The sequence below is a fragment of the Clavibacter zhangzhiyongii genome (assembly GCF_014775655.1).
Classification (GTDB): domain Bacteria; phylum Actinomycetota; class Actinomycetes; order Actinomycetales; family Microbacteriaceae; genus Clavibacter; species Clavibacter zhangzhiyongii.
The window spans coordinates 1,194,856-1,221,511 of record NZ_CP061274.1; the positions used below are offsets into that span (position 1 = coordinate 1,194,856).

The window sequence follows — 26,656 nt, forward strand, 5'->3', positions numbered from 1 at the left end:
AGCGCGAGGATCCGGATCAGGCCGCGGGGTGCAGGACGACCTTCGTGTAGCCGTCGACGCGCTTGTCGAACTTGTCGAAGGCGTCGACCGCGTCGTCGAGCGGGACCTCGTGCGACACGATGCGGCCGGGCGTCGCGCGCCCGCGGATGATGAGGTCGCGCAGCTCGCGGTTGTACCGCTTCACCGGGCACTGGCCGGTGCCGATGCTGATGCCCTTGGTGAACGCGGTCCCGAAGTCGAACGCGATCCGGCCCTCCTTCGCCTCCTCGGTCGCGCCCTTGGGGTCGGACGGGTTGTAGACGCCCACGACGCCGATCGCGCCGGTGGCCCGCACCACGCTGACGAGCGCGTCGAGCACCATCTCGGGGTGCTCCTCGCCCGTGTGGTCGTGCGCCTGGTACCCCACGGCCTCCACGCCGCTGTCGACGCCGAAGCCGTCGGTGAGGTCCATGATCGCCTCCGTCACGTCGACCTCCGAGAAGTCGATCGCGGTGGCGCCGAACTCCTCGGCGAGGACGAGGCGGTCCTGCTGGTGGTCGACGACGAAGACCTGCGAGGCGCCGCGGATCATGGCGCTGTGCGCGGCCATGAGGCCCACGGGTCCGGCGCCGAAGATCGCGACGGTCTTGCCGGGCGCGACCTTCGCGAGCTCGGTGCCGTGGTACCCGGTGGGGAAGATGTCGGAGAGCATCGTGAAGTCGAGCTCGTGCTCGGTGCCCTGGGGCAGCTCGAGGAGGTTGAAGTCGGCCCACGGGACGCGCAGCAGCTCGGCCTGGCCGCCCCAGTAGGGGCCCATGGCCGGGTAGCCGAAGCCGGCACCGGGCTGGCCGGACGGGTTGGCGCGCAGGCACGCGGAGGTGAAGCCCTCGTTGCAGGTGCGGCACGTGCCGCACGCGAGGTTGAAGGGGACCGAGACGCGGTCGCCGACCTCGATCCTCTCGACCCCGGCGCCGACGGCCTCGACGACGCCCATGTTCTCGTGGCCGAACACCATGCCGGACTCGAACTCCACCCGGCCCTCGTAGGGGTGCAGGTCGGAGCCGCAGATGTTCGCGCTCGTGATGCGGATGACCGCGTCGAGGGGGCCCTGGATCGTCGGATCCGGCACCTCCTCCACGGCGACGTCGAACGGTCCCTTGTAGACGACTGCCTTCATGTGCTTCTCCTTCTCGATGACGTTCGGAGGCGGACGGGCGCTCGAGCCGATGCGCGCCTGATGCCCTCGACACTGCCGACGGTCGCGGGGGGATGTCCGGGGGTTGACAGCGGTGCCGAGGAGGGGCGAGGCGTCGGCGGGGTCGTCGCGCCCACCTGGCAGGATCGAGGGACGCGCCGACCCGCGGCCGCCGACCCCTCCGGAGGATCCATGCCCGACCGCACCCCCCACGTCGTCTTCGTCTGCGCCCGCAACGGCGGCAAGTCCCAGCTCGCGGCCGCGCTCATGCGCCACGACGCGGGCGACGCCGTCACGGTCGCGTCGGCCGGCACGGATCCGGGATCGTCGCTGAACGCGCTCGCGGTGGAGTCGCTCGCCGAGCTCGGGATCGACGTCGGCGACGAGCGCCCCAAGCCGCTCAGCGACGACATGGTGCGCGCGGCCGACCTCGTGGTGGTCCTCGGCGCGGAGGCGCACGTGGACGGCGACCAGGGCGTCGCGGTCGAGACGTGGATCACCGACGAGCCGTCCGAGCGCGGCATCGACGGGATGGAGCGGATGCGGCTCGTGCGCGACGACATCCGCGCGCGCGTGACCGAGCTGCGCGGGCGCCTCGGCGGGGGAGCGGACGCGGACGACGCGGACGCCGACGCCGGCTAGGCGTCCGCGCGCGCCGGCCGCTCCGCGCGCCGGGCCACGAGCGCGTCCACGTGGCGCTCCAGCACGCCGAGCGCCCGGGCGCCGCGTGCCGGGTCCGGCTCGGCGACGAGCAGCTGGAGGGCGAGCCCCGCGAGCAGCGCCTGGAGGTGGTCGGCCTCGGCCTCGGGATCCGCGTCGGGACGCAGCAGGCCCGCCGCGCGCAGCTGCGCGAGCTGCGACAGGCACGTCTCGCGCGCCGCCGTGTGGGCCGCCGCCCGCACCTCGCGGAGCCGGGCGTGGGATGCCGCGTCGGCCAGGAGGGCGGCCGTGACCTCGGCCTCGGCCCGGCGCGCGTCGTCGAGGGGCAGGTGCTCGGCGAGGACGCGGATCACGCGGCGCCGGGGATCCGCGTCGCCGCGCCGGCTGCCGGTCCGCTCCGCGACGCGGCGGGCGACCAGCGCCGTCGCGTGCGCCATGAGGTCGATGCGCGAGGGGAAGCTGTGCCGGAGGGATCCGGTGCTGAGCCCGGCCTCGGCCGCCACGGTGCGGACGGAGACGCCGCTCGCGCCGTCGCGGCGGATGACCCGCCAGACGGCCTCGGCGAGCTCGTCCTCACGGCGGGCGTGGTCGATCAGGCGCGGCATGGCGTCACGGTAGCACCGGGATCCGGGCCCTCCACCTGCGTCCCGGCGGACCCTCCGCGCCCGGTAACGTCGATCCGATGAGCGCCTTCTCGCCGCCCTGCGGACCCGTCGTCGGCTGGGCGGACGGCGAGGTCGTCCGCGCGACCGGCATCCCCTACGCGACCGCCGTCCGCTTCCGGCCGCCCGTCGCGCACCCGGACTGGACGGAGCCGCGGGACGCGCTCGCGTGGGCGCCCGCCTGCCCGCAGCGGCCCATGCCGGAGCTCGACGACGTGCTCGGGTCCTTCGACCACCTGGCGGTCGACGAGGACTGCCTCCGGGTCTCCGTGACGATGCCGCGCGACGTGCGGGTCGACGAGGGCCTGCCGGTCATGGTGTGGATCCACGGCGGCTCGTACGTGTCGGGCGCGGGGGACGTGCCGATCATGGATCCGGCGCCCCTCGTCGCCGAGCAGCGCGTGGTGGTCGTCACGGTCACCTACCGGCTCGGGCTCCTCGGCTACCTCGGCGACGGGCGCGACCGGCCCGCGAACCTCGGCCTGCTCGACCAGCTGGCGGCGTTCCGGTGGGTGGCCCGCAACATCGGCGCGTTCGGCGGCGACCCGGATCGCGTCACGGCCTTCGGCCAGTCCGCGGGCGGCGACGCGGTCGCGCACCTCATGGCGGTGCCGGAGGCCGCGGGGCTGTTCCGCCGGGCGATCATCCAGAGCGCGCCGCTCGGCATCTCGCGCGGGCGACGGCGGATGGCCGTGGCCATGGAGCGCGCGTCCCGCGGGCTCACGGCGGACATGCCCGTCGAGGAGGTGCTCGCGCGCCAGCCCGAGGTCGAGCGCGCGGCGGCGCCCTTCGGGCTCATCGGCGCGATGCCCTTCGGCACCCAGTACGGGCACGCGCCGCTGCCGTCGGAGTCCGGGCTCGCCGCCGCGTGGGACCGCGCCGCGCCCGGCGTCGACGTGCTCATCGGCAACACGGCGGAGGAGGCCCGGCTGTTCCTGCCGGGGATCCCGTGGCTCCAGCGCCTCACGCGCGTCCCCGTCGTCGGCCCGCTCGTGCGGCGCGCGGCGGTCGGGGCGGTGACGGGGATCATCTACGGCGTCCCCGGCCGTCGCTTCGCCCGCCGCCATGCGCGCGCCGGCGGCACGGCGCACCGCTACGTGATCCGCTGGTCCGCGCCCGGCAGCCCGCTCGGCGCCGCCCACACCGTCGACCTGCCGCTGCTGTTCGGCGACGAGGAGGCGTGGCGCGGCGCCGGGCTCCTCGCGGGGGCGCCGTGGGAGGGGATCCAGCGCGACGCCCGCCGCGTGCGGCAGGTGTGGGGCGACTTCGCGCGCGGCAGGATCCCGACCCGGCAGCTCATCCCGGGGGTGCTGGAGCTGCGGCGGGTCCACGGCTGAGCGACTGCAGGTGCCGGAGCTTGTCCGGGTTCCGCACGACGAAGACGCCCTGGACGACGCCGTCCGTGACGTCGAACTGGAACGATGTGGTGATCGCGTCGTCCTCGGCGAAGAGGACGGCGCCGAGGCCGTTGAGCTCGGCGGGCACCGCGATCGACGTCCGCCCGTGCTTCTCGGCGAGGCCGAGGACGAAGCGCGCCGTCCTCTCGGCGCCGACGATGGGGCGGAGCGCCGCTCTCGCCTTGCCGCCGCCGTCGACGAGCAGCGTCACGCCCGGGGCGAGCAGGCCGAGCAGGGCCTCCACGTCGCCCGTGCGCGCGGCGGCGAGGAACCGCTCGACCACGCGCCCGTGCTCGGCCGGGCTGACGGCGTTGCGCGGCGGCCCGCCCCGCACGCGCCCGCGTGCCCGGTGCACGAGCTGCCGGGTGGCCGCCTCGCTGCGATCCAGGACGGCGGCGATCTCCCCGTACGGGAAGTCGAAGACCTCCCGCAGCAGGAAGGCGACCCGCTCGTCGTCGCCGAGGCTCTGCAGCACGACGAGCAGCGCGGTGGACACGGCGTCGACCCGCATGGCCGACTGCTCCGGGTCGTCAGGGGAGGCGTCGGCCGACGGACCGGTCGCGAGCGGTTCGGGGAGCCACCCGCCGACGTAGTCCTCGCGGCGGCGCGCGGTCGTGCGGAGCGCGTTCCTGGCCAGGTTCGCGGCGATGGCGGCGAGGTACGCGCGGCCGTCCCGCACGTCGGCGTCGGCGGTGCGCCAGCGGAGGTACGTCTCCTGCGTCACGTCCTCGGCCTCGGTCACCTGGCCGGTGATGTCGTAGGCGATGGTGAAGACGAGTCCGCGATGCCGGTCGAACAGCTGCTCGCGGGTCACGTCCACGCTCCCTCCTCCTCCGTCGTCGGCGCCGCCGACTCCGGGCCCCGGGGCCAAGAGTACGAGCCGCCGCGGTGCGCCTCGCCGCGGAGCCACCGGAGCGTCTGCCGGCACACGGCCTCCTTGACGAGCGCGGCGGGACGGCCGGTCAGTGCCAGGCGGCGTGGTCGGTCGTCGGCGGTGACGGCCTGGATCAGCCCGTCCCGCCGGCCGAGGCTCAGGCACTGGGCGACGAAGCCGGCGGAGAACGGCACGGGCGTCTCCCCGGCGAGCACCCGCAGGACGTTGTCGGCGGCGTGCGCGCCCATCGGCAGGGCGGAGGCGCAGCCCATGCGCTGGTGCGCGTGGCGGTCGTCGTCGATGACCGCCGCGTCGCCCGCCCCGAAGACGCGTCCGCCGCCGCCGACGACGGCGAGCGCGGCATCCACCCGCAGGCGCCCGTCGGCGGTGACGGGGAGGCCGCTGTCCGCGGCGAGGGCCGGGCCCCGGAACCCGGTGCACCACACGACCGCGTCGGCCCCGAGCGCCGCCCGCACGTCGCCGGTCGTCGCGACGGACGCGTGCTCCTCCAGCCCGATGCCGCGGCGGGCGAGGTGGCGACGGAGGCGGTCGCGGCTCCGCGGCGCGACGCTCGGCGCGACCTCCCCGCCGGTGCGCAGCCGCACCGTCAGCGACGGGTGCCGCTCTGCGATCTCGGTGGCCGCCTCGATCGCGGTCAGCCCGCCGCCGACCACGGCCACCACCGCGCCCGGCGGGAGGATCGCGAGGTCGGCCCGCAGCCGCGTCGCGGCGCGCAGGTCGGCGATCGCGTGGACGCCGTCGCCCTCCGGCATGGTCGCCCTGCTCCCCGCCGCGTACACGAGGGCGTCGTAGCGGAGCCGGTCTCCGCCGGCCAGGGCGAGCACCCGCTCAGCCGCGTCGATCCGCTCGACCGCGCACACCCGCACCCGCACCGCGGGATGCAGCAGCGAGGAGAAGGGGACCGTGGCCGACGCGGCCGCCCCCGCCGCATGCTCGTGCAGGCGGATGCGCTCGACGAAGGCCTCGGCCGCCGTCACCAGGATCACCTCCACGCCCGTGCTCCCGCGGCTCGCTGCCACCCTGTTCGCGGCCATGACCCCCGCGTACCCTCCACCGATCACCACGACGCGCATCGACATCTCGTCTCCCTCCGGAACAGCTCCGACCATGGGACACCGGTCGGCCGCGCTCTGTGACGGGTCGACGTGACACGAGACGCCCACCAGGAGCCCCCCGTCCCCGTCGACGACCTCCCGCACCGCACGCGAGCGCCGCGGGGCGATGATCTCCACGAGCGTGCTCATCGCCGGCCTGCTCGCCTTCTCCGGGGTGGCCTCGCTCCGCCCTGGCGCCGTCCCGCTGTGGGCGTTCCTCGTGCTCACGGCCGCGGGCATCGCCGTGGCGCTCGTCGTCTACGCCGTGGAGAACGGCTGGGTCCGCCTCCTGCTGCTGGCCGGCGTGCTCGGCGCCGCCTTCGCGCTCGACGCCGTCGACATGGCGGGTGCGCCGGTGCCGTTCGTCGCGGGCGCGTTCGTCGGCGCCCTCCTCTCCCGTGACGAGTGGCCGTGGCGCCGCAGCCCGGAGGAGCGGCTGCGCGAGCGCCAGCCGCGACCGCTGGCGAACATCGGGCCGTGGTCGGGCTCCGGCCTCACGGCGACGCTCGCGGACGTGCCGACCGGCTGGAGGTGCCGGGCGGGACGGCATACTTCATCCGGGTCGACACGGCCTCGCCCGACTCGATCATCGGCGAGGTGCTCGTCGGCCTCCCCGGCGACGCGCTCGCGCTCGTGCACGTCGGCGATCCCATGCCGGGGCCCGCGGCCGTGCTCACGGGGGCGGACGCGGCGTCGTTCCGCGCCTGGGCGCTGGCGATCCCCGCGCCCTGAGGCGCATCCGGGCCCCGCAGGGCGTCAGAGCAGGTCCGCGACGACCGCGGCGACCACGTCCGGATCCGTCACCGGCACCATGTGCGCGGATCGCGGCGCCGGGATCCATCCGCCGTCCTCGGCGGCCGCGGCCGACGACCGGTGCGCGCGCACGAGGTCGGCGCGCTGCCGCCGCGTGAGCGCGCCGGACGCCGTGCCCGAGATCACGCGCACGGGCACGCCGGGCAGCGTCGCGGTGCCGGGGTACGCGGCCAGCGCGTGGAGGCCCGGCAGGAGGTGCCGCTGCTCGGCCGCGGTGGCGTGCGCGGCGGGGACGGAGCCGGCCGCGGCGGCGGCCATCGCGAGGAGGGGAGCGGGCAGGCCTGCCAGCGCGATCCGGTGCAGCGGCGCGAGCAGGCCGACGCGTGCGAGCGGCACGAGCAGCGCCGCCTGCATGCCGGCCGCGGCGCGCACGAACGGGGCCGACCACGCGCGGGCACGCTCGTCGCTCGGATCCACCAGCACCGCTCCCGCGGTCGCGAGCCCGCGCGCGATCCGCCGGGCCGCGACGACCCGCACGACGGGACCACCCCAGCTGTGCCCGGCGAGCACGAGGCGGCGGTGCGGGAACGCGGCGATCACCGTCTCGAGGTCGTCCGCCAGGCGGTCCAGGTCGCGCGGCACGGGATCGGGGTCGCTGGATCCGAGGCCGGCCCGGTCGTAGGCGACGACGCGGCACGTGCGGGCCAGCCGGGCGTGCACGGGACCCCACGTGAGGCCGCTGCCACCGAGGCCCGCCTCGAGGACGACGAGGTCGTCGCCGGCTCCGTCGAGCATCGCGCGGAGGCGGCGGCCGTCGGGCGTGGCGACCGTCACCTCCTGCCCGAGGGGGCAGAGGGTCACGCGAGCACCGGCCACGGGCCCGGCGCTCGGTCGTCGGTCGCGAGGAGGCCGGCGAACCAGTCGTCCTCGCGGCCGTCGCGGCCGAGCGCCCCGAGGCGGGCGACGCCCTCGAAGCGGAAGCCGAGGGCGCGGGCCACGGCCGCGGATCCGGTGTTTCCGGCGTACGCGCGCCAGCCGATGCGGGCGAGGCCGAGGCCGGATGCGGCGTCGACACCGTGGTCGACGACCGCCGCGGCCGCCTCGCGCATGATCCCGCGACCGCGCGCGTCGGGCGCGAGCCAGTACCCGATCTCCGCGGCGCCGTCCGCGACGTCGTGCAGGCCGACCGTGCCCACGAGCCGCCCGCCCTCGACCACCGCCCAGGTGAGGCGCTCGCCGGATGCCCAGCCGTCCGGGCAGAAGACCGTCACGTAGGAGACGGCGTCGTCGCGCGTGTACGGCACGGGGACGGGCACGAAGCGCTGGATCGCCGGGTCCTGGCAGGCGGCCGCGATCGCGTCGACGTCGCCGGCCTCGGGCGGGCGGAGCGTCAGGCGCGCGGTGCGGAGGGTGACGGGATCCATCGGGCCACGCTATCGGCAGCGCACCCGACGGTCGCGGCCGGACGCGACGACGACCCGCCCCCACGTGGGTGGGGACGGGCCGTCGGCGGCGCGGACGCGGATCAGTCGCGGGGCTTGCGTCCCCGGCGCTCGGGGGCCGCGCCGCGCTCGGCGGCACGGGGGCCGCCGCGGTCGGGGCGGATGTCGATCGGGCGGCCGTTGATGACCGTGCTCGCCAGCTTGTCGAGCTTGTCCTGCGCGAGCCCGGCCGGCAGCTCGACGAGCGAGAAGTCCGGGCGGATGTCGATGTGGCCGAAGTCCTCGCGGCTGAAGCCGCCCTCGTTGGCGAGCGCGCCGACGATCTGGCGGGGCTCGACGCGGTGGCGTCGGCCGACGTCGATGCGGTACGTGGCCATGTTGCCGCTGCCGCGCGCGGGACGGGCCCGGCGCTCGCCGCGGTCGTCGCCGTCGCGGCCCGGGCGGTCGTCCCGGCGCTCGCGCTCGACGCGCGGCGGGCGGAGGTCGTCGGCCGAGAGGAGGAGCGGGGTGTCGCCCTGCGCCACGATGGCGAGCGCGGCGGCGACGTCGGACTCGACGACGTCGTGGTGGTTGACGTAGTGGCCCACGATGTCGCGGAACGCGTCGAGGCGCTCGCGATCCTGCAGCGCGGACGTGATGGCGTCGTCGAAGCGGGTGAGGCGCGTGACGTTGACGTCCTCGGCGCTCGGCATGCGCATCTCGGTGAGGGGCTGGCGCGTGGCCTTCTCGATGGCGGTGAGGAGGCGGCGCTCGCGCGGCGTGACGAAGCTGATCGCCGCGCCGCTGCGTCCCGCGCGGCCCGTGCGGCCGATGCGGTGCACGTACGACTCGGTGTCGATCGGGATGTCGTAGTTGACGACGTGGCTGATGCGCTCCACGTCGAGGCCGCGCGCCGCGACGTCGGTGGCCACGAGGATGTCGAGCTTGCCGGACTTCAGCTGCTCGACCGTGCGCTCGCGCTGGGCCTGGGCGACGTCGCCCGAGATGGCGGCCGCCGCGTACCCGCGGGCCCGCAGCTTCTCGGCGAGCGTCTCGGTCTCGTTCTTGGTGCGGACGAACACGATCATGCCCTCGAAGTTCTCGGTCTCGAGGATGCGCGTGAGGGCGTCGACCTTCTGCGGGTACGACACCATCAGGTAGCGCTGCGTGGTGTTCGCCGAGGTCGTGGTCTTGTTCTTGACCGTGATCTCCTCGGGGTCCTGCAGGTACTTGCCCGAGATGCGGCGGATCTGCGCGGGCATCGTGGCCGAGAACAGCGCGATCTGCTTCGACTTCGGGGTGTCCGCGAGGATCGTCTCCACGTCCTCCGCGAAGCCCATCTTGAGCATCTCGTCGGCTTCGTCGAGCACGAGGAACTTCAGCTGCGACAGGTCGAGGGTGCCCTTGTCGAGGTGGTCCATGATGCGGCCGGGGGTGCCGACGACCACGTGCACGCCGCGGCGGAGGGCCGACAGCTGCACGCCGTAGCCCTGGCCGCCGTAGACGGGGAGCACGTGCACGCCGCGCATGCCGGACGCGTAGCGCTCGAACGCCTCGCACACCTGGAGCGCGAGCTCGCGGGTGGGCGCCAGCACGAGGGCCTGCGGCGTCTTCTGCGACACGTCGAGGTTGCTGAGGATGGGCAGCGCGAACGCGGCCGTCTTGCCGGTGCCGGTCTGGGCGACGCCGAGGACGTCGCGGCCGGAGAGGAGGGAGGGGATGGTGGCGGCCTGGATGGCCGAGGGGGTCTCGTAGCCCACGTCCTTGAGGGCCTTGAGGACCTGGTCGGAGAGACCGAGGTCGCTGAAGGTCGTGCGGGGGGCGGCGTCCGCGTCGGGGGTGGATGCGGTGTCGTCAGTGCTCATCCCCCAACGGTAGGGGGTCGGCGGCGCCCCGCGCCCCACGCCGGGCGGGATCCGGGAGATGCGGGACGGGATCCCCGGCCGCGGGGAGCGCCGCCCGGACGCCGCCCGCGGCCGTCGCGACGGCGGCCAGCCCGATCGTGACGGCGACGACCGTCTCCGTCCACGGCGTCGTGTCGTAGGAGGTGTCCCCGTGCAGCATCGGCGCGACGACGAATGCAGCCAGGAGCTGGCCCGGGAGGGAGGCGGCCGCGACGAGGGCGAGGGCGACCGCGTCGAGCGGGCGGGCGCGCGGCCGGCCCGGCCGGAGGGCCGCGATCCCGACGAGACCCGCCAGCCCCACGAGGTGGGCCGGGAGGAGCAACCCGCCGAGGGGCGACGGCGCGCCGGCGATCCCGGACAGCAGCGCGTGCAGGCCCAGGACGGCGAAGGACCCGGCGACCGCGAGGACCGGGATCGTGCCCGAGCGGCCGCGCGCGCCCACCGCGACCGCGAGGGCCACCACGGCCAGGGCCAGCAGGATCATGCCCGCGCCGTGCCGCTCGGCCGCGTCGCCGAGGGGGATCCAGCCCGCCGTCGGGGCGTCGTGGTCGTGCTCGTGGGACTCGATGGAGTCCCGGCGGGACGGCGGCAGCGCGTCGCGCGCGGTGACCCAGCGCTGGAGCGACGCGTCGAGCTGGAGGAGCGCCGACGCCGCGAGGAGCCCGGAGGCGACGAGGCGCCCGCCTGCCGCAACGCGCGCCTCCGCGGCCGGCGGCGTCACGATGCGGTCCCGGTCCCGGTCCCGGTCCCGGGCCTCGCCGTGCGATGGTGCGCGAGGAGGGCCGAGACCAGCATCGCGACGGCTGCGCACGCCGTGCTGGTCGCGACGACGCTCTCCGTGTGGATGGGGGTGTCGGAGTAGGTGCCGCCCCAGATCGCCGGGGCGATCGCGAGGAGGGCGAGGAGCTGGCCGACGATGCTGCTGCCGAGGAGGAGGATCCCGCCGAGCGCGTCCCACGCGGTCCCGTGCGAGGCGCGTCCCCGGGCGACGGCCACCGCGACGGCCGCGCATCCCGCGAGGTTCAGCAGGAACGTGGACAGGTAGGTGCCGGCGAGCGGGCCCGGCTCGCCCGTGAGGCCCGAGACGAGCGCGTGGGCGCCGATGGCCGCGAACGTGCCGGCGACCACGGCCGTGCCGACGAGGCCCGTCCGCCCCGTGATCCGCGCGGCGCGCGCGAGGGCGAGCACCGCGAGGGCCAGCAGGAGCATGCCGAGGCCGTGGGTCAGGGCGGCGTCGCCGAGGGGGACCCACTCGGAGGAGGGGAAGGAGTGGTCGAAGCGGCCGTCCTGGACGCCCGCCTCCGGGTCGTCCCAGGATGCGGCCGCCGTGACCCAGCGCTGGAGCGAGGCGTCGAGCTGGAGCAGCGCGGACGCCGCGAGGAGGCCCGCGGCGACGAGGCGCCAGCCGCCGGGCGTCCGCGGCCGCGGGACGGCGGGTCGGGAGCGGGCGGACGGGACGGTCGGCGGCGGATCCGCGACGACCGGGCGATCGAGGTGCGTCATGACCCAGGACTACCGCATCGCCGGGCCGCGCGGGCGGACGACGGGTGATCGTCTTCCGCACCCGGTGAATTCGCGGCGCCGCGCGGCCGTCCGGGCGGTCTCAACGCGGGCGGTGCCCCACGTACGCGGTGCGGGTGCCGCGCAGGCGGAGGTCGGGGATCCGCGCGAGGGCGTGCGGGCCGTCGGCGTCGAGGAGCGCGTCGAGCGCGGTGCGGTCGGCGGCGTCGAGGCGGTCGCCGGAGCGGTCGCGGACGCGGGCCAGCCACGCGCGGGCGTAGGGGAGCGTGGCGGCGGCGACGACCGGATCCGCCGGGTCGGGGTCGAGGGCGAACGCGCGCGTCTCGACCTCCACGAGCCCCGCGGCGGCGAGCCACGGCGCCCAGTCCGGGTGCGACGGGCCGCCCGTGCCGCCGTGCGTGACCGCGTCGTCGAGGCGGTCGGCGAGACCGGGGCGGGCGAGGTCGGCCGGGAGGTCGTCCGGGAGGAAGCGGGGCGGGCCGTCCATCTCGACGACGGCGAGGACCCCGCCCGGCGCGAGCCCGTCGTGGATCCGGCCGAGGAGCAGGGCGGGGTCGGCGACCTCGTGCAGCATGAGCGACGCCCAGACGAGGTCGGCGGGCGGCAGCGCGGGCCAGGCGTCGTCGAGGTCGGCGTGCACGGGGCGGATCCGGTCGGCCAGCCCGTCGACGACCGCGCGCTCGGCGACGCGCGCCAGCATCGCGTCGCTCGCGTCGACCGCGATCACCTCGGCCCGGTCGAAGCGCCGGGCCAGGGCGACGGTGCCGGTGCCCGTCCCGGCGCCCAGGTCGACGACCACGCGGCCCGCGGTGTCCCGGGCCAGGCGGCGGACCCAGGTGGTCAGCTCGAGGAGGTGCCGGTGCAGGATCCGCGCGTCGAGGTCGAGCATGGCGGCGAGGGAGGGGTCGGCGGCGCCGTGGGCGTGGGCGCGGACGTCGTGGTGGGGCATGCATCTATGCTCGCGCCCTCCTGCTCGGGGCGCATACGATCTTGCCCATGACGCAAGACACGGATCTCGACGCCCTCGTCCGCCAGCGCATCCGCGGCCTCCGCGAGGCGCGCGGCTGGTCGCTCGACGCGCTCGCGGCGCGCTGCTTCCTCAGCCCCTCGACCCTCAGCCGCATCGAGACGGGGCATCGGCGGATCGCGCTCGACCAGCTCGTGCCCATCGCCCAGGCGCTCGAGACGACGCTCGACGCGCTCATCGAGTCGGGCGACGACGCCGACGTCGTGATCCGCCCGCAGCGGGACGAGCAGGAGGGGCGCACGACGTGGGTGCTGTCGCGCGGCGGGGCGAGCGGATCCGGCGTCTTCGTCGCGAAGATGCGCATGACGCCGACGCGGCCGTTCCCCGTCGACCAGCTGGGCGTGCACCCCGGCCGCGACTGGTTCACGGTGCTCTCCGGCACCGCGCGGCTGCAGCTGGGCGAGCGGACGATCCTCGTCGAGGCGGGCGACGCGGCCGAGTTCTCGACGATGGTGCCGCACGCCATCAGCGCGCACCGCGGCGTGACGGAGGTCCTGACGATCCTCGACCGCGACGGGCAGCGGGCGCACCTGCGGGCGCCGGGGGCAGGACCGGCCACCCCGCACGGCGGCGCGCATGGAGCGCAGCGCTAGGGACCGGATCCGGGCGGTGGCGTCAGCCCCCGATGGGCAGCCCCGCATCCGAGGAGGGCTGGGGTTCGGGCGTACCGGGGTCTCCGGGCAGGTCGGGGAGGTCAGGGAGGTCAGGCACGTCGGGCGTGGGCACCGGCGACGGCGCCGGCTGGTCGGGCGTGGGCACCGGGGACGGCACGGGATCCGTACCGCCATCACCCGGGTCCTCCGTCGGCGCGGGGGTCGAGCCGGTCTCCTCGGGCACGGGGGTGGACCCGCCGTCGCCCGAGCCGCCATCGCCCGAGCCGCCGCCTCCGACCCCGCCTCCGGAGCCGCCGTCCTGGCCGGCCCCGGTCCCCGGATTCGTGGATCCGCCGCCGCCGGTGCCCGGGGTGAAGGGACCGGTGCCCGGGCGCGTGCCGGGACGCGACGGGACGCCGGGCGCCTTCGGCACGACGGGCAGCGCGATGCGGTCGGGAGCGGGGACGGCGAGCGTGAGGGTCACGGTCGCGCCGGGCGCGACGCGCGTGCCGGCGGCCGGATCCTGGCTCGCGACGATGCCCACGTCCTGGCGCACGAGCGCGCTCCCTCCCGTGCCGGCGAACGCGATGCCGAAGCCGGCGGCCGCGAGCGTGTCGCCCGCGTCGACCGCCTGCATGCGGGTGACGTCGACGACCTCGACCAGCCCGTCGGCCGAGACCGGCAGGGGGTTGGCGGGATCCGTCGCGTCGGGGACGGGGCGGGCGTCGGAGATCTCGATGGTCTCGGGGTCGGCCACCGTGTCGCCGTCGGCGTCGGGGAGCGTCGCGGCGACCGCGCCGCCCGCGATGAGGACGAGCGCGAGACCCGCCGCGACGCCGCCGGTCGCGCGGGTGCGGACGCCGGGGATCCACGCGGAGCCGCGGCGGATCAGCGGGATGAGGCCGGCGATGAGCGCGACCACGCCGAGCGCGATGAGGAGGCCGGGGATCCCGGCGATCACGGCGGCGGCGACCACGAGCACCGCGGCGACCGCGAGGGCCGCCCACGGCCACGTGCTGCGTCCGCGGAGGGCGGGAGCGGTGGTCGTCGTGCGCGAGGTGGGAGCGGATGCGGCGCTGGTCGCGGCGCGGGGCGGCGCGGGGACGGCCTCGCGGGCCGCGAAGGCGCCGGCCATCGACGACGGGACCGGCGACGCCGCGGTCGGCGACGCGGGGATCGGCGGCGCGGGCAGGTCGGCGGGCGGGGTGAGGGGCGCCCCGAGGGGCGGGGCGACGGGGTCGCCGGTGGGCGGCGCGAGCGGATAGCCGGCGGGCGGCGCGACAGGGGCGCCGGTGGGCGGCGCGAGGCGCGGGCCGGCCGGCGGGGCCTCGGGCGACGGCGCGTCGGCGGGAGCGTCGGCGTCCTCGCCGACGGATGCGGATGCGGACGCGGGTGTGAGCGGTGTGACGCCCGGCAGGTAGTCCGCGGGCAGCGGCGACTCGCTGATCAGGCGCGGCTCGGGCGTGGAGGACGCGCGGCCCGGGAAGACGCGGCGGCTGGAGACGAGCGTCGTCCAGCGCGCGCCGTCCCAGAAGCGCTGGTTGCCCTCGCCGTCGCCGAACCAGCCGGGCTCGTCGGACGACGGGGTGACCGACGTCGGGGAGGCGGGCGGCGGGGTCGACGACATGGTGCTCCTCAGGTGGAGAAAAGTCTCCGTGCCCACAGGCTAGGCGGCGCTCGGGCGGTCGGGAAGCCCGCGCGCGGCGCGCGGCCCGGTCGGGCACCCCCAGTCAGGGGCGCGGAGTCACCGGTGGTGCGACGGCGCGCGCCGTCGGCTTCCGCCAGTCGGCCGTCGCCGCGGACGGGGATCCGACGCCGGCCGCGGCACCGCGCGCGGTCCGCGGCCGGGTCGCGCGGTACCAGCCGGCGCAGAGGAGGACGACGAGGACCGCGTCCACCGCGTCGCCGCCGTAGTACATCACCTGGGCGGCGAGCTCGGCCTCCGCGCGGGGCACCCCGGCCGGCGGGACGGCGTAGAGCGACTTCGCGAGGATCCCGTGCGCCGCCATCGCCGCGACGAGCACGAGCGCCCGGTGCGGGGGCGACGCCCGGTGCGGCGACGGGTCCACGCCCACGATGGCGGAGGTGAAGAGGCACCCGGCGGCGAGCACGTGCAGCTGCACGGCGGCGGCGAGCAGCGGATCCTCGTGCATGCGCGTGAGCACCGGCGTGCCGTAGACGACCCACATGCCGCCCACGTTCAGCACGGCGGCCGGGAGCGGGTGCGACACGATCTGCACGGGCCGCGACCGCAGGAGCGCCGTGAGCCGGCGTGCGGGCACGACGTCGAGGCTCCGGAGCGCGAGGGTCACGGGGGCGGCGCGCACGAGGAGGAGCGGGGCGAGCATCCCGAGGAGGAGGTGGCCGAGCATGTGGGCGACGAGGTCGTCGTGGCCGGCGCCGGCGAGCGGCCCGGTGACGGCGGCGAGGGCGGCGGCGAGGCCGAGGATCCACAGGGCGGTCCGGTGCGCGGGCCATGCGCGTCGTCGCCGGTCGCGCCAGGCGGCGGACGCGTAGGCCGCCGCGAGCAGGAGCGCGAGCGCCGCGGGGGCCAGGGCGAGGAGGCCGGCGGATCCGGTTCCGTGCTCATGCACCCGGGGCCCGCCCGTCGCCGCGCTCGCCGGATCCCGTGGACGCCCGTCGCGCGGCGGCGCGCGTGCGCGTGCGCAGGATCAGCACCACGCCCGCCCCGAGCAGCACCGCGCCGACGCCGTTCCAGACGAGGTCGTACGCGAGGAGGTCGACGCCGTAGCGGATCTCGTGCAGCCCCATGACCTTGTGCTGGATGGTGCCGTCGTAGAGCTGGAACCCGCCCGCGCCCGCGAGGAGGCCCCCGGCCCAGCGCGTCCCGACGAGCGCGCGGCGGCGGCGGAGGTCGGCGAACAGGAACATCGCGCCGATGGCGGCGGTCCAGCCGACGGCGTGCAGGATCCCGTCCGAGATCAGCCCGACCTCGGTCGTGGAGCGGTCGTAGAAGTGGTGCCAGCGCAGCAGCTGGTGGAAGACGGTCTCGTCCACGAAGGTCGCCGTGCCGACGCCGAGCAGGAGGCCCGCGACCAGGCTCCGGCCGGGCAGCCGCTCGGCGTCGCGGGAGGGGGAGGCGGTCGTGCCGCTCGTCGTCGCGCTCATGCCTCGACGCTAGGCGCGTCCGCGGCGGACGGCACGATCCCGTCCTCGCGGCCGCGCGCCGGCCGGGCGGCGCGGGGTCCGGGCGGCGGTGGGGGAACGCCGGTCAGGCGGCGAGCAGCGCGGCCGCGGCGCGCGCGGGGGCGAGGTCGACCTCGAGGGTCGACGTGCCCGCGTGCCGGAACGCGCCCGTGGGGGAGAACGCGACGCAGGCCGGATCCCCCAGGCGGGGCGCGGACGGCTGCGCGGCGGACACGGGGACGGCGGGGGCGGACGGGGCGGTAGGGGCGACGGACACGGGCACGGGATCCTCCTGATCGACCGCCCGGGCGGGCGATGACCCCAGGCTGGCGGACCGCGTCACACCGCGCGTCCTCCTCCCGGACCCCGCCCCTCCTCCCGCGGCAGGAGATCCGCGGGCCGCGAGGACCACGGCGCCGCCGATCCGCCCGCCGCCGGGGTCACGCGCGCCCGCCCACGTCGGAGTCGGGCCGGGGCCGCGCCTCGTCCGCGCGCAGCAGACCGGCGCCGCCGACGGACCGGCCGTCCGCGTCGAGCGGCCCGACGGGATCCGCCAGGTGCGCGATCTCCGCCGTGATGTCGGCCGCGAGCCGCCGCGCGTCCGCCACGCCGCCGCCCGCGCGGCCCACGGCGAGCCCGAGGAGGAAGGTCGTGAGCGGCGCCGCCGGCCGGGCGATCCCGTGGGCCGCGTCCCGCGCCAGGTCGAGCACGAGCGCCACGTCCACCTCGTGCGCGGGCAGCTCGAGCAGCGCGGCGACGCGGTCGACCCAGCGGTCGAGGACGGCGGGGTCGACGGGCGGAGCCGCCGCGGGCGCGCCGGGCGCGGGCGGGAGCGCGGCGGGCGCGGCCGAGCCGGTGGCGGGGGAGGCGGTGTCGTCAGCGGCCATGTGCGGGGATCCCGTCGTCGAGGAGGCGGAGCCCGTGGACGTCGGCGTCCGCGGGGAGGTCGACGTCGGCGCAGAGCCGGGCGTCGAGGTCGGCGTGCGCGACGGCGCCGGGCCGGAGGGCCGCGAGCACCGCGCGGAGGGACGCGCCCGCCAGGCCGTCGGCCCGGTCGACGGCGTCGAGGGCGGCGCGGAGCGGATCCGGCCGGTAGAGCGCGAGGAGCGGCTGCGCGCGTCCGTCGGGGTCGCGCGCGACGAGGGCGTCGTGCCCGTCGACGCCGGATCCGCGGCGGAGGGGCAGCAGGGCGGCGACCGCGGCGGCGGCGTGCGGCAGGTCCGCGGCGAGCACGAGGATCCACGCGCACGCGGGGTCGTCGCCGAGCGCCGCCACCCCGGCCCCGAGGGCGGCCGCGGGACCGCCGTACGGGGGATCCTCGTCGACGAGCAGCGCGGATCCTGTCGCCTCCTGATGCGCGCGCGGCACCCCGCCCGCCCGGTTGCCGGCGCCCACGACGACCGTGCGCGCGCAGCCGGCCGCCGCCCGCACCGCGCCCGCGAGGAGCGTGACGCCGTCGCGCGCGAGGGCGGTCTTGTCGATCCGGCAGAGGCGCGTCGCGCGGCCGCCCGCGAGGATCACGGCCGCGGCGTCCCGCGCGTCGACCGCCGGTCCTGCGCTCACGCCGCCTCCCGCCCGCCCGGATGCCCGGGCCCTCGCATGGTGTGGTGCCGACCCTACGGCCCGGCTGTTACGGGCGCGTTGCCGGCGGGCGATCCCGCGCGTCGCGGCGACCTCTCGCGCGCCCGCGGCCGCGGTGAGGCTGCGGCGCCCGGCGCCCGGCGCCCGGCGGCAGCGTCGCGACCGGCCGCGATCCGCCCCTCAGCGCGCGTCGTCCGCCTCGCGCCGCCCGAGCGCCACGTCCTCCGCGTCGATCATGCCGAGCACCGCGCGCACGGCGAGCTCCGGGTAGCGGCCCTCCCGCCGCGCGACGAGGACGGCGGTCCGCTCGGCGTCGATCATGCGCCGCCGCACGCGGTCGTGGGTGAGCCGCTCGGCGGTGGTCTCGGGCAGCGCGTCGTCGCCCGGGCCGTCGTCGCCCTCGCGCAGCGCCTCGTCGCGGGCCGCGAGCCCGGCCTCGCGCGCCTCGTCGAGCAGGCGGTCGCGGTCGGAGCGCTCCTGGTCGTCGGCGGAGTGCCCGAGGTGCAGGCGGCGGATGATCGCCGGCAGCGCGAGCCCGCCCACGAGCGTGCCCGCCACCATCACGAACGCGAGGAACTGGAGCAGCTCGCGCTCGGGCGTCTCCTCCGGCAGCAGGAAGGCGGCGGCGAGCGTCACCACGCCGCGGACCCCGGCGGACGACACGGCCGTCACCGTCCGCCAGCTCCAGGTCCGCGCGCGCAGCCGGGCCGGCCCGTGGTCGAACAGGACCTTGGCGAGCGCCACCGACGCGAACCGGGCGGCCGTGAGCACGGCGAGCAGCAGGATCGACAGCCCGGCGATGCGCCAGCCGTCGAGGCTCGACTCCGGCAGCCCGCGCACGATCCCGGCGAGGCTCAGCCCGATGAGCAGGAAGACCGCGTTCTCGAGGAGGAACTGGATCGTCCGCCAGTTCACCGACTCGGCGATGCGCGCCTCGGGCGACTGGATGAGCGGCGCCCGGTAGCCGAGCACCAGGCCCGCGCAGACGACCGCGAGCACGCCGGATCCGCCGAGCTCCTGCGCCGGGATGAACGCGACGTAGGGGATCGCGAGCGACAGGCTCGTGTCGAGCACGGCCGAGCGGAGGAAGCGGCGCACGGCCGAGAAGAGGAACGCGACCCCGAGCCCGATGGCCACGCCGAGCAGCACGGCGACGGCGAACCCGCCCGCGACGTCGACCGGGTGCACGACGCCGACGATCGCGGCGATGGCCGTGTTGAGCGCGACCAGCGCGGTCGCGTCGTTGAGCAGGCTCTCCGTCTCGAGGATCGACATCACGCGCCGGGGCAGCCGCACCCGTCCCGCGACGGCCGAGACCGCGACGGCGTCCGTGGGCGCCACCACCGCGCCGAGCGCGAGCGCCGCCGCCAGCCCCACCGCGGGCACGAGCGCCCACAGGGTGAGCCCGAAGACGAGCAGCGTGACCACGACCACGCCCACCGAGAGCACGACGATGCTGTCACGCCGGGCCCGGATGTCGGCCAGCGGCGTGCGGATCGACGCCGCGAACAGCAGCGGCGGCAGCAGCCCGTAGAGCACGGCGTCCGGCTCGATCTCGACCTGCGGCACCCCCGGCACGAACGACGCGACCGCGCCCACCGCCACGAGCGCGACGGGCGCGGACCAGCCCGCGCGGCCGGCGATGCCCGACACCGCCACGGTGACGACGACGAAGGAGACGACCCAGGCGATGATCTCGGGCATGCGCGGCTTCCGATCGGGAGGGGGAGGGGGAGGTCGTGCGGTGGGGCGCGGCGGTCAGCCGGTGCGGAGGCGCTCGCGGGCCGCGTCGAGATCGCGGGCGTCGAGACCGTGGCCGCCGGGCCGCACGCGCGACACGACGTCCGACCCGCGCGCCGCGGCCTCGCGCATAGTGCGCTCCACGTCGACGAGCGGCGCCATCGCGTCCGCGTCGCCGTTGAGCAGCGTGATCCGCGTGCCCGCCAGGTCCGCCGCCGGCTCGCGGTCGCCGAGCGGCCAGCGCGCGGAGAACGCGATCGTCCCCGGCACCGCCCGTGGATGCAGCAGCGTGGTCGCCAGCGCCATGTTCGCCCCGTTCGAGAACCCGACCGCGAGGATCGCGCGGCCCTGGAGAGCGTAGGCCGACCGCGCCGCGGCGACCAGGTCCACGAGCTCGGCTGCGCGCGCGATCACGTCGTCGACGTCGAAGACGCCCTCGGCGTGCCGGCGGAACCAGCGGGCGGCGGATCCCTCGCGCACGCTCCCGCGCGGCGCCAGGACGGGCTGCCCGGGCGCCACGAGCCGCGCGAGCTCGAGGCCCTGCCGCTCGTCGGCGCCCGTGCCGTGGAGGCCGAGGATCACGGGCCCCGTCTCCGCGCCCGGCTGGAGCACGTGCGGCGTGCGGTCGAGGATCCCGCTCATGCGGCGCCTCCCGCGGGTACGGCGTCGGCGGGCGCGGCCTCGGCGTCGGCGGCGTCCGGAGCCGGCTCCTCGTCGGGCAGGCGCAGCGGCGGCACCGCGGCCTCGATGTCCGCGCGGCTGGGCTCCAGCCACGGCGGGAGGCGGAGGCTGCGGCCGAGCTCGAGCAGCGGCTCGTCGATGTCGAAGCCGGGCGTGTCCGTCGCGATCTCGAACAGCACGCCGCCGGGCTCGCGGAAGTAGACGGACGTGAAGTACTGCCGGTCGAGGATCTGCGTCACCTGGTGCCCGCGGTCCGCCAGCTCGTCGCGCCACGCCTGCTGGGTGGCGCGATCGGGCACGCGGAACGCGACGTGGTGCACGGTGCCGCCGGCCGTGAGGCCCTGCGGCGCGGCCGGCTCGGCGACGAGGTCGACGATCGCGCCGGGCCCGCCGTCGCCCGCGGCGAAGCGGAAGCGGCCGTCGCGCTCGTCGACGAGCCGGAGGCCGAGGTCGTCGGTGAGGACGGACGCGGTGCCCGCGGGATCCCGCACGGTGAGCACCGAGGAGTGCTGGCCGCGGATCGCGTGCTCGGCCGGCACGTCGGCGGAGTCCCAGGGGGCGCGCGGGTCGGCCACGGAGGAGGCGACGAGGTCGATCCGCAGGCCGTCGGGGTCGCGCAGCGAGAGGCGCTCCTCCTCGGATCCGGTCGACGAGATCGACGAGGCGACGCCGACCCGACGCAGGTGCTCGGCCCACCAGCCGAGGCTCCCGGCCGGCACCGAGAACGCGGTGGACGTGGACTGCCCGGCGCCGACGCGGCCCGCCGGGACTCCCTTCCACGGGAAGAAGGTGAGGAGCGATCCGGGACGGCCCTCGGTGTCGCCGTAGTAGAGGTGGTAGCTGCCGGGACTGTCGAAGTTGACGGTGCGCTTGACGAGCCGGAGGCCCATCGCGCGCACGTAGAAGTCGACGTTCCGCTGCGGGTCGCCGCCGATGGCGGTCACGTGGTGCAGTCCCTGGGTGCTGGCGGTCATGATGCGCTCCTTCCGCGCGGCCCGGTCGGGCCATGTCCATGCAAACGCATGGGATGCGCGATCATTCCCCGAGCGCGTGCGGAGGACGGCGGCACGCCCGTGGCGCCTGCCTCCGCCGTGCGTGCGCGTCAGTCGTCGAGGTGCGCGATGGCGTGGTCCGCCTCCTCGGGGGTGAACCTCTCGCCGTACTCGCTCGTCAGCTGCTCGTAGAGGCCGGCCTTGCTCATGTCCAGGCCGTTCGCGTAGGTCTCGGCCTTGATCAGCGCGGTCGCGCTCTCGGCGGGCACCGCGGGGGCGCCGACCTCGACGGATGCCTCGGCCGAGGGGGTGCGGGACTCGAGGTCGGCCACGCTGCCGATGGCGGCGGCGAACGCGATGGTGACGATGAGCGACGTGACGGCCGCGACCGCACCGAGGGAGAGGCCGGCGATCGCCATGCCCTTGCTCTGCGCGCGGCGGAGGGCGAGGATCCCGAGCACGACGGCCGCGACGCCGAGGGCGATGCCCAGGATCGGCACGAGTCCCGACAGGAAGGCGACGATGCCGACCACCAGGGCCGCGATCGCGAGGCCCTGGGGGCGCACGGCGTAGGGCGGCGGCATCGTGGCGGGTCCGGCCGGGAAGGGCGGTCCGGCCGGGAAGGACGGGCCGGCCGGGAACGCGGGGCCGGGCGGGAAGGCGGGGCCGGCCGGGGCGGCGTAGGCAGCGGGGGCGGCGGCGGCCGGCGCGCCGGAGGCGGCGGGGGCGTCGGCCGCCGGGGCGTCCGCGGCGGCCGGGGCGGCCGGGCCGTAGGGGGTCGGCGGCGGCGTCTGCTGCGGCTCCGACGACGGGGGTCCGGGCTGCTCGGGGGAGGTCATGCCCGCAGCATCCCAGCGCCGCGGGCGGCCGCCGCCTCGATCCGGGCCCGTGCGCACCCCCACTTCGCGGGCCGGTGCCCCCACTTCGCGGGCGCCCGACCGGGCCGGGACGGTGCCCGCGTCCCCCTAGCCTGGATCGACGAGGGGGACGCCCATGGACCTGCGCTGGCTGAGCGCGTCCGACGACGAGGTCGCGGAGGCGATGCGCACCGTGCGCACCAGCGGCCGGCCGTCGTGGATGCCGTCGCGGCGCAAGGTGCTGGCGCACGTCAACGACTCGCTGATCCTCTGGTACGTCTGCGTGATCCTCATGTACTGGGGCATCGTGACCGACGGCACGGGCGACGGCACCGTCACGCCGTCGACGATCGCGGGGCTCGCCGTGGCCGCGATGGTCCTCGTCCTCTGGCTCCTCGGATCCCGCCTCCTGCACCGCTGGGCCGCGCGTCCGCCGTCGCCGCGGGCCCGCGGTCGCGAGTGGCGGCAGCACCTGACCGCACTCGCCAACGGCTTCGAGCCGGATCCCATGCCGGGGGCCCCGTTCCGGGCGCTCATCACCGCGGAGACGGCGGGCGTGATCACGACACCCCGGTTCCGCGCCGACGGCGTCGAGTTCGGGGTCGTGCGGCGGAAGCGCGGCGGGCACCGCGGCTGGACCTATGTCGCGCTGGGCCTGCCGGCGCCCCTGCCGCACCTCGTCCTCGACTCCACGGCGAACGACCGGCACGGCAGCGACCTCCCCGCCAGCGTGCAGCGCGACCAGCGGCTCTCGCTCGAGGGCGACTTCGACCGGCACTTCCGCCTCTACGCGCCGGGCGAGTACGAGCGCGACGCCCTGTACCTGCTCACGCCCGACGTCATGGCCGCGCTCGTCGACGACGCGGCCGGCTTCAACGTCGAGGTCGTCGACCGGCGCATCGTGTTCTTCCGCCGCGATCCGGTCGACCACTCCGCGCCCGAGCCGTGGGAGGCGGCGGGCCGGATACTCGAGGGCGTCGGCCCGCGGCTCGTCCGGCGGGCGGTCCGCTACCGCGACGACCGCGTGCTCCTCGGCGACTCGGGCCCGGCCGCGCCCCTCCGGGCGGACCGCGACGAGCAGCCGCCGGATCCGCGGATCCCGCGCATCGCAGCCGACGGCCGCCGCCTCGACGTGCACGACAGCCGCACGGGCACGATCGGCTGCCTGGGCTGGGCGGCCTGGGTCGCGTTCCGCTTCCTGCTGCTCTTCGTCCCCGCGGTCTTCGCGTTCGCCGGCTTCATGTCGATCGTCGACGGCCGCTGAGGCGGGCGGCGGGCCTCACCCCCCGACGGCCCGGCGCACCAGCTCCGCCACGCGCTCCTCGTTCGCGGGATCCACGGCGGTGAGCGCGTACGAGGTCGGCCACATGGTGCCCTGGTCGAGCTGCGCCGGGTCCTGGAAGCCGAGCGTCGAGTACCGCGTGCCGAACTTCGAGCCCGGCTGGAAGAAGACGACGGGCTTGCCGTCCGCGTCCGCGTAGGCCGGGAAGCCGTACCAGGTCTTGGGGGAGAGGTCCGGCGCGTGCCGCAGCACGATGGCGTGCAGCCACTCGGCGATCGCGCGCTCCTCCGGCGGCATCGCGGCGAACGCGTCGAGCACGCCCTGCAGCGCGGCGGCCTGCTTGTCGGCCGCCTTCTGCGCCTTGGCCTCCTCGCGCAGCTCCTTCGCGCGCTGCTTCATCGCCGCGCGCTCGTCCTTCGTGAAACCGGCGTCGTCCGTCATGTCCGCTCCTCGGGTGGTGGGTGTGCGGCGAGCGTGGCAGCAGCGGCGGGGCGGCACAAGATGTTGGCCGCCTGCGCGCGTGCGGATCGGGTCGCGGGACGGCGTACCGTCGGACCATGAGCACCCACGAGCAGGACCAGCCCATCATGGACGGCGCCGGCGAGGCCACCGCGGACGAGAAGCGCGCCGGGCTCGCCGAGCAGGTCGCCTACGACCACCGCGACAGCGGATCCGACGCCATGGCCGCCGACCTCGAGCGCCGCACCGAGGACGCCGGCCTCGGCGACGGACCGGCCGACCCGGCCGCCACGCAGGCCACCTCCACCGGCCGCGACGGCGTCGAGGGCGAGGCCGACGCCGTGGTCGACGGGCCGCACCCCGCCTGATCCGATCGACACGCCCGCGAGGAGCCGCCCGGAATGCCCGGGCGGCTCCTCGCGGTTGGCACGGGGGATGACCGAGAACCGAGTGACCTCCGCCCGCACGACGTCCGCCCCCGCGTCGCCCCGCTCCGACGGCACCGGCCGCACGGCCCTCGTGGTCGGCGCTACGGGCATCAGCGGATCCGCGCTGGTCGACCAGCTCACCGCCGAGGGCTGGGACGTCCTGGCGCTCAGCCGCCGCGCGGGCGCCGACCGTCCGGGCGTCCGCTGGATCAGCGCCGACCTCCGCTCCGCCGACGACCTCCGCCGCGTCCTCGCGCCCGAGCAGCCGACCCACGTGTTCTTCACGGCGTGGTCGCGCCAGGCCACCGAGCAGGAGAACATCGACGTCAACGGCGGCATGGTGCGCGACCTGCTGGCCGCCCTCGACGGCGCGCCCGTCGAGCACGCCGCGCTCGTCACCGGCCTCAAGCACTACCTCGGCCCGTTCGAGGCCTACGGCCAGGGCGCGATGCCCGACACCCCCTTCCACGAGGAGGAGGAGCGCCTCGACGCCCCGAACTTCTACTACGCGCAGGAGGACGAGCTGTTCGCCGCCGCCTCCCGCCAGGGCTTCGCCTGGTCGGTGCACCGTTCGCACACCGTCATCGGGCACGCCGTCGGCAACCAGATGAACATGGGCCTGACGCTGGCGGTCTACGGATCCCTCTGCCGCGACCTCGGCCTGCCGTTCGTCTTCCCGGGGAGCGCCACGCAGTGGGACGGCCTCACGGACGTCACGGACGCGACCGTCCTCGCCGACCAGATGATCTGGGCGGCCACCGCCGAGGCCGGCCGCGACGAGGCGTTCAACGTCGTCAACGGCGACGTCTTCCGCTGGCGCTGGATGTGGCCCCGCCTCGCCGCGCACTTCGGCGTCGAGGCCGTCGGCTACGAGGACGCCCCGCGACCGCTCGAGCAGCAGATGGCGGGCTTCGAGGACGAGTGGGCGCGCATCGCCCGCGACGCCGGCCTCGTGGAGCCGGACCTCGGCCGCCTCGCCTCCTGGTGGCACACGGACGCCGACCTCGGGCGGGACATCGAGGTCGTCACCGACATCAGCAAGAGCCGCCTCGCCGGCTTCCACACGCACCACCGCACGCTCGACAGCTTCCTGGGGCTGTTCGAGCGCTACCGCGCCGAGGGGCTCATCCCGCGCTGACCGGCGCCGCCGGTCCGGCCGTCGTCGGCCGGGCCGGCGGGCGGCCGTACGCGAGGCGGCGGATCGCCCGCTCCGCCGGGCCCGCCATCCCGCGCCGCTCGAGCGCCACGGCCACCGCGACCGTGACGAGCCACACCGCGACGGCGATCAGCGCGATGCGGGCCGTCCCCGCGCCCACGCCGAGCCCGAGGGACCACGGCTCCAGCAGGATCGCGAACAGCAGCGACTGCAGCAGGTAGCAGGTCATCGAGCGGCGGCCCACGGCGATCAGCGCGCCGAGCACGGGGCCGGGCGCCGGATCCCCGCGATGGGCGCGCACCGCGACCGCCCAGCCCACGATCCCCAGCAGCCCGAGCGCGCCCGCGACGCCCGTCGCGCCGTGCAGCACGCCGAGCAGGTACAGCGCCACGGGATCCGCGTCGACAGCGCCCACGGTGACGACCACGAGCGGCAGGGCGCCGAGCACGCTGACCGGCATCCCGACGAGCGCGAGGCGACGCAGGAGCGGCAGGTTCCCGACCGGGTCCTCGAGCACGCCGCGCCGCCCGAGCAGCACGCCGATCGCGGCGAGCGGCACGAGCGCGCCCACGAGCACGGGGGTGCCGACGAGGACGACGCCGAGCGTCACGGCCCGGCCGGCGAGGTCGCCGAGGAACGTGCCGTCGTCGCCCGGCAGGAGGGAGCCGGTGCCCGCGTCGGCCGTGAGGCCGTCCGTCCCGGCGACCAGGAGGAAGACGATCGCCGTGCTCCACGCGAGGGCCCGGTACGCGCGGTCGGGTGCGCGGTACATCGCGGCGAGCGCGAGGCCGAGGATCCCGTAGCCGAGGAGGATGTCGCCCTCGAACAGCAGGATGACGTGCAGCGCGCCGAACAGCATCAGCCCGAGGCTCCGGCGGAGGAGCAACCGCCGGGCGCGCGGCCCGTCGACCCCGGCGGCGGCCTGACGGCGGAGGATCACGGTGAACCCGTACGCGAACAGCATCGTGAACAGGGGGAACGCGCGGTTGTCGACGAGCGTGCCCACGAGGGCGTCGGCCACGTGGTCGAGGGCGGTCCCGTCCGTCGGGCGGGCGAGCGGTCCGAGCGGACGGTCGGCGATGAAGTACACGGAGTTGGCGAGCGCGATCCCGAGCAGCGCGATCCCGCGGAGCAGGTCGGGCGCGAGCATGCGCTCGCCGGCCGGGACGGGCGGGACGTAGGCGGCGGGCGCGGGGGAGTCGGGGCTCGGGGTCACGGGCCCAGCCTGCCCG

Annotated in this window: 29 protein-coding genes; 7 read left to right on the plus strand and 22 right to left on the minus strand. The window is 76.7% G+C overall.

Annotated elements, in window-relative coordinates:
* Positions 1-16: 16 nt before the first annotated feature.
* Positions 17-1,156: a glutathione-independent formaldehyde dehydrogenase gene (locus H9X71_RS05725; RefSeq protein ID WP_191148720.1), complete on the minus strand. Its 1,140-nt coding sequence runs from the start codon at positions 1,154-1,156 to the stop codon at positions 17-19.
* A gap of 210 nt (positions 1,157-1,366) precedes the next feature.
* Here H9X71_RS05725 and H9X71_RS05730 point away from each other — a divergent pair, with 210 nt between their 5' ends.
* The gene (locus tag H9X71_RS05730) at positions 1,367-1,816 is read left to right on the plus strand and encodes an arsenate-mycothiol transferase ArsC (protein WP_191148721.1); all 450 of its coding nucleotides are present in this window, start codon (positions 1,367-1,369) and stop codon (positions 1,814-1,816) included.
* On the opposite strand, the gene H9X71_RS05735 is transcribed toward H9X71_RS05730, so the two are convergent.
* Positions 1,813-2,439: a TetR/AcrR family transcriptional regulator gene (locus tag H9X71_RS05735; RefSeq protein ID WP_191148722.1), complete on the minus strand. Its 627-nt coding sequence runs from the start codon at positions 2,437-2,439 to the stop codon at positions 1,813-1,815. The genes H9X71_RS05730 and H9X71_RS05735 overlap by 4 nt on opposite strands.
* A 77-nt stretch (positions 2,440-2,516) precedes the next feature.
* Here H9X71_RS05735 and H9X71_RS05740 point away from each other — a divergent pair, with 77 nt between their 5' ends.
* The gene (locus H9X71_RS05740; protein WP_191148723.1) at positions 2,517-3,833 is read left to right on the plus strand and encodes a carboxylesterase family protein; all 1,317 of its coding nucleotides are present in this window, start codon (positions 2,517-2,519) and stop codon (positions 3,831-3,833) included.
* Here the strand turns inward: H9X71_RS05740 and sigJ are convergent.
* Positions 3,793-4,713 (minus strand): RNA polymerase sigma factor SigJ, encoded by a 921-nt coding sequence (gene sigJ / locus H9X71_RS05745; RefSeq protein ID WP_244961826.1) that lies wholly within the window; start codon positions 4,711-4,713, stop codon positions 3,793-3,795. The genes H9X71_RS05740 and sigJ overlap by 41 nt on opposite strands.
* Positions 4,704-6,122: an NAD(P)/FAD-dependent oxidoreductase gene (locus H9X71_RS05750; protein ID WP_342355638.1), complete on the minus strand. Its 1,419-nt coding sequence runs from the start codon at positions 6,120-6,122 to the stop codon at positions 4,704-4,706. The genes sigJ and H9X71_RS05750 overlap by 10 nt, the downstream gene beginning before the upstream one ends.
* Positions 6,123-6,413: 291 nt before the next feature.
* Between H9X71_RS05750 and H9X71_RS14895 the strand changes: the two genes are divergently transcribed.
* Positions 6,414-6,614, plus strand: a complete 201-nt coding sequence (locus tag H9X71_RS14895; protein ID WP_244961832.1) for a hypothetical protein — start codon at positions 6,414-6,416, stop codon at positions 6,612-6,614.
* A gap of 24 nt (positions 6,615-6,638) precedes the next feature.
* Here the strand turns inward: H9X71_RS14895 and H9X71_RS05760 are convergent, their stop codons facing one another.
* The 6 genes from H9X71_RS05760 to H9X71_RS05785 all read right to left on the minus strand — a co-directional run bounded on the left by H9X71_RS05760 (position 6,639) and on the right by H9X71_RS05785 (position 12,430).
* Positions 6,639-7,496 (minus strand): alpha/beta fold hydrolase, encoded by an 858-nt coding sequence (locus H9X71_RS05760; RefSeq protein WP_244961834.1) that lies wholly within the window; start codon positions 7,494-7,496, stop codon positions 6,639-6,641.
* A complete protein-coding gene (locus H9X71_RS05765) occupies positions 7,493-8,059 on the minus strand; it encodes a GNAT family N-acetyltransferase (RefSeq protein ID WP_191148724.1) in 567 nt (188 codons plus the stop codon). Before H9X71_RS05765 ends, H9X71_RS05760 begins: the two co-directional genes overlap by 4 nt.
* Positions 8,060-8,160: 101 nt before the next feature.
* Positions 8,161-9,921: a DEAD/DEAH box helicase gene (locus tag H9X71_RS05770; RefSeq protein ID WP_191148725.1), complete on the minus strand. Its 1,761-nt coding sequence runs from the start codon at positions 9,919-9,921 to the stop codon at positions 8,161-8,163.
* Positions 9,911-10,681: a hypothetical protein gene (locus H9X71_RS05775; RefSeq protein WP_191148726.1), complete on the minus strand. Its 771-nt coding sequence runs from the start codon at positions 10,679-10,681 to the stop codon at positions 9,911-9,913. The genes H9X71_RS05770 and H9X71_RS05775 overlap by 11 nt, the downstream gene beginning before the upstream one ends.
* Complete coding sequence (locus H9X71_RS05780) at positions 10,678-11,463, minus strand: hypothetical protein (protein ID WP_191148727.1); 786 nt, start codon at positions 11,461-11,463, stop codon at positions 10,678-10,680. Before H9X71_RS05780 ends, H9X71_RS05775 begins: the two co-directional genes overlap by 4 nt.
* A gap of 100 nt (positions 11,464-11,563) precedes the next feature.
* On the minus strand, positions 11,564-12,430 hold the full coding sequence (locus H9X71_RS05785) for a class I SAM-dependent methyltransferase (RefSeq protein ID WP_191148728.1): 867 nt from the start codon (positions 12,428-12,430) through the stop codon (positions 11,564-11,566).
* Positions 12,431-12,477: 47 nt separating this feature from the next.
* On the opposite strand from H9X71_RS05785, the gene H9X71_RS05790 reads away from it, so the two are divergent.
* Positions 12,478-13,101, plus strand: coding sequence for a helix-turn-helix domain-containing protein (locus H9X71_RS05790; protein ID WP_191148729.1), 624 nt, complete (start codon positions 12,478-12,480; stop codon positions 13,099-13,101).
* A gap of 22 nt (positions 13,102-13,123) precedes the next feature.
* Here the strand turns inward: H9X71_RS05790 and H9X71_RS05795 are convergent, their stop codons facing one another.
* The 10 genes from H9X71_RS05795 to H9X71_RS05840 form a co-directional block, all read right to left on the minus strand.
* Positions 13,124-14,728, minus strand: coding sequence for a PASTA domain-containing protein (locus tag H9X71_RS05795; protein WP_191148730.1), 1,605 nt, complete (start codon positions 14,726-14,728; stop codon positions 13,124-13,126).
* Positions 14,729-14,831: 103 nt separating this feature from the next.
* Entirely contained in the window at positions 14,832-15,695 is an 864-nt protein-coding gene (locus H9X71_RS05800) for a cytochrome c oxidase assembly protein (protein ID WP_191148731.1), read from the minus strand.
* Positions 15,688-16,230 carry a DUF2243 domain-containing protein gene (locus H9X71_RS05805; protein WP_191148732.1) on the minus strand — a complete coding sequence of 181 codons (543 nt, stop codon included), beginning with the start codon at positions 16,228-16,230 and terminating at the stop codon, positions 15,688-15,690. The genes H9X71_RS05800 and H9X71_RS05805 overlap by 8 nt, the downstream gene beginning before the upstream one ends.
* A 103-nt stretch (positions 16,231-16,333) precedes the next feature.
* Positions 16,334-16,525, minus strand: a complete 192-nt coding sequence (locus tag H9X71_RS05810; RefSeq protein ID WP_191148733.1) for a hypothetical protein — start codon at positions 16,523-16,525, stop codon at positions 16,334-16,336.
* Between the two features lie 163 nt (positions 16,526-16,688).
* Positions 16,689-17,135 carry a DUF6457 domain-containing protein gene (locus H9X71_RS14825; protein WP_213003960.1) on the minus strand — a complete coding sequence of 149 codons (447 nt, stop codon included), beginning with the start codon at positions 17,133-17,135 and terminating at the stop codon, positions 16,689-16,691.
* Positions 17,125-17,811 carry an NTP transferase domain-containing protein gene (locus H9X71_RS05820; RefSeq protein ID WP_191148734.1) on the minus strand — a complete coding sequence of 229 codons (687 nt, stop codon included), beginning with the start codon at positions 17,809-17,811 and terminating at the stop codon, positions 17,125-17,127. Before H9X71_RS05820 ends, H9X71_RS14825 begins: the two co-directional genes overlap by 11 nt.
* A 198-nt stretch (positions 17,812-18,009) precedes the next feature.
* A complete protein-coding gene (locus H9X71_RS05825; RefSeq protein ID WP_191148735.1) occupies positions 18,010-19,533 on the minus strand; it encodes a cation:proton antiporter in 1,524 nt (507 codons plus the stop codon).
* A 54-nt stretch (positions 19,534-19,587) separates the two neighbouring features.
* On the minus strand, positions 19,588-20,211 hold the full coding sequence (locus H9X71_RS05830) for an alpha/beta hydrolase (protein ID WP_191148736.1): 624 nt from the start codon (positions 20,209-20,211) through the stop codon (positions 19,588-19,590).
* Positions 20,208-21,224, minus strand: a complete 1,017-nt coding sequence (locus tag H9X71_RS05835) for a ring-cleaving dioxygenase (RefSeq protein WP_191148737.1) — start codon at positions 21,222-21,224, stop codon at positions 20,208-20,210. Before H9X71_RS05835 ends, H9X71_RS05830 begins: the two co-directional genes overlap by 4 nt.
* Positions 21,225-21,352: 128 nt before the next feature.
* On the minus strand, positions 21,353-22,081 hold the full coding sequence (locus H9X71_RS05840) for an Ltp family lipoprotein (RefSeq protein ID WP_191148738.1): 729 nt from the start codon (positions 22,079-22,081) through the stop codon (positions 21,353-21,355).
* A gap of 154 nt (positions 22,082-22,235) precedes the next feature.
* Here H9X71_RS05840 and H9X71_RS05845 point away from each other — a divergent pair, with 154 nt between their 5' ends.
* Entirely contained in the window at positions 22,236-23,363 is a 1,128-nt protein-coding gene (locus tag H9X71_RS05845) for a hypothetical protein (RefSeq protein WP_191148739.1), read from the plus strand.
* Between the two features lie 15 nt (positions 23,364-23,378).
* On the opposite strand, the gene H9X71_RS05850 is transcribed toward H9X71_RS05845, so the two are convergent.
* On the minus strand, positions 23,379-23,822 hold the full coding sequence (locus H9X71_RS05850) for an iron chaperone (RefSeq protein ID WP_191148740.1): 444 nt from the start codon (positions 23,820-23,822) through the stop codon (positions 23,379-23,381).
* 116 nt (positions 23,823-23,938) lie between these two features.
* On the opposite strand from H9X71_RS05850, the gene H9X71_RS05855 reads away from it, so the two are divergent.
* Together H9X71_RS05855 and H9X71_RS05860 are read left to right on the plus strand one after the other, a co-directional pair.
* Positions 23,939-24,208: a hypothetical protein gene (locus tag H9X71_RS05855; protein WP_191148741.1), complete on the plus strand. Its 270-nt coding sequence runs from the start codon at positions 23,939-23,941 to the stop codon at positions 24,206-24,208.
* A 67-nt stretch (positions 24,209-24,275) separates the two neighbouring features.
* Positions 24,276-25,406, plus strand: a complete 1,131-nt coding sequence (locus H9X71_RS05860) for an SDR family oxidoreductase (protein WP_191148742.1) — start codon at positions 24,276-24,278, stop codon at positions 25,404-25,406.
* On the opposite strand, the gene H9X71_RS05865 is transcribed toward H9X71_RS05860, so the two are convergent.
* On the minus strand, positions 25,393-26,640 hold the full coding sequence (locus H9X71_RS05865) for a DUF418 domain-containing protein (protein WP_191148743.1): 1,248 nt from the start codon (positions 26,638-26,640) through the stop codon (positions 25,393-25,395). The genes H9X71_RS05860 and H9X71_RS05865 overlap by 14 nt on opposite strands.
* Between the last annotated feature and the right edge of the window lie 16 nt (positions 26,641-26,656).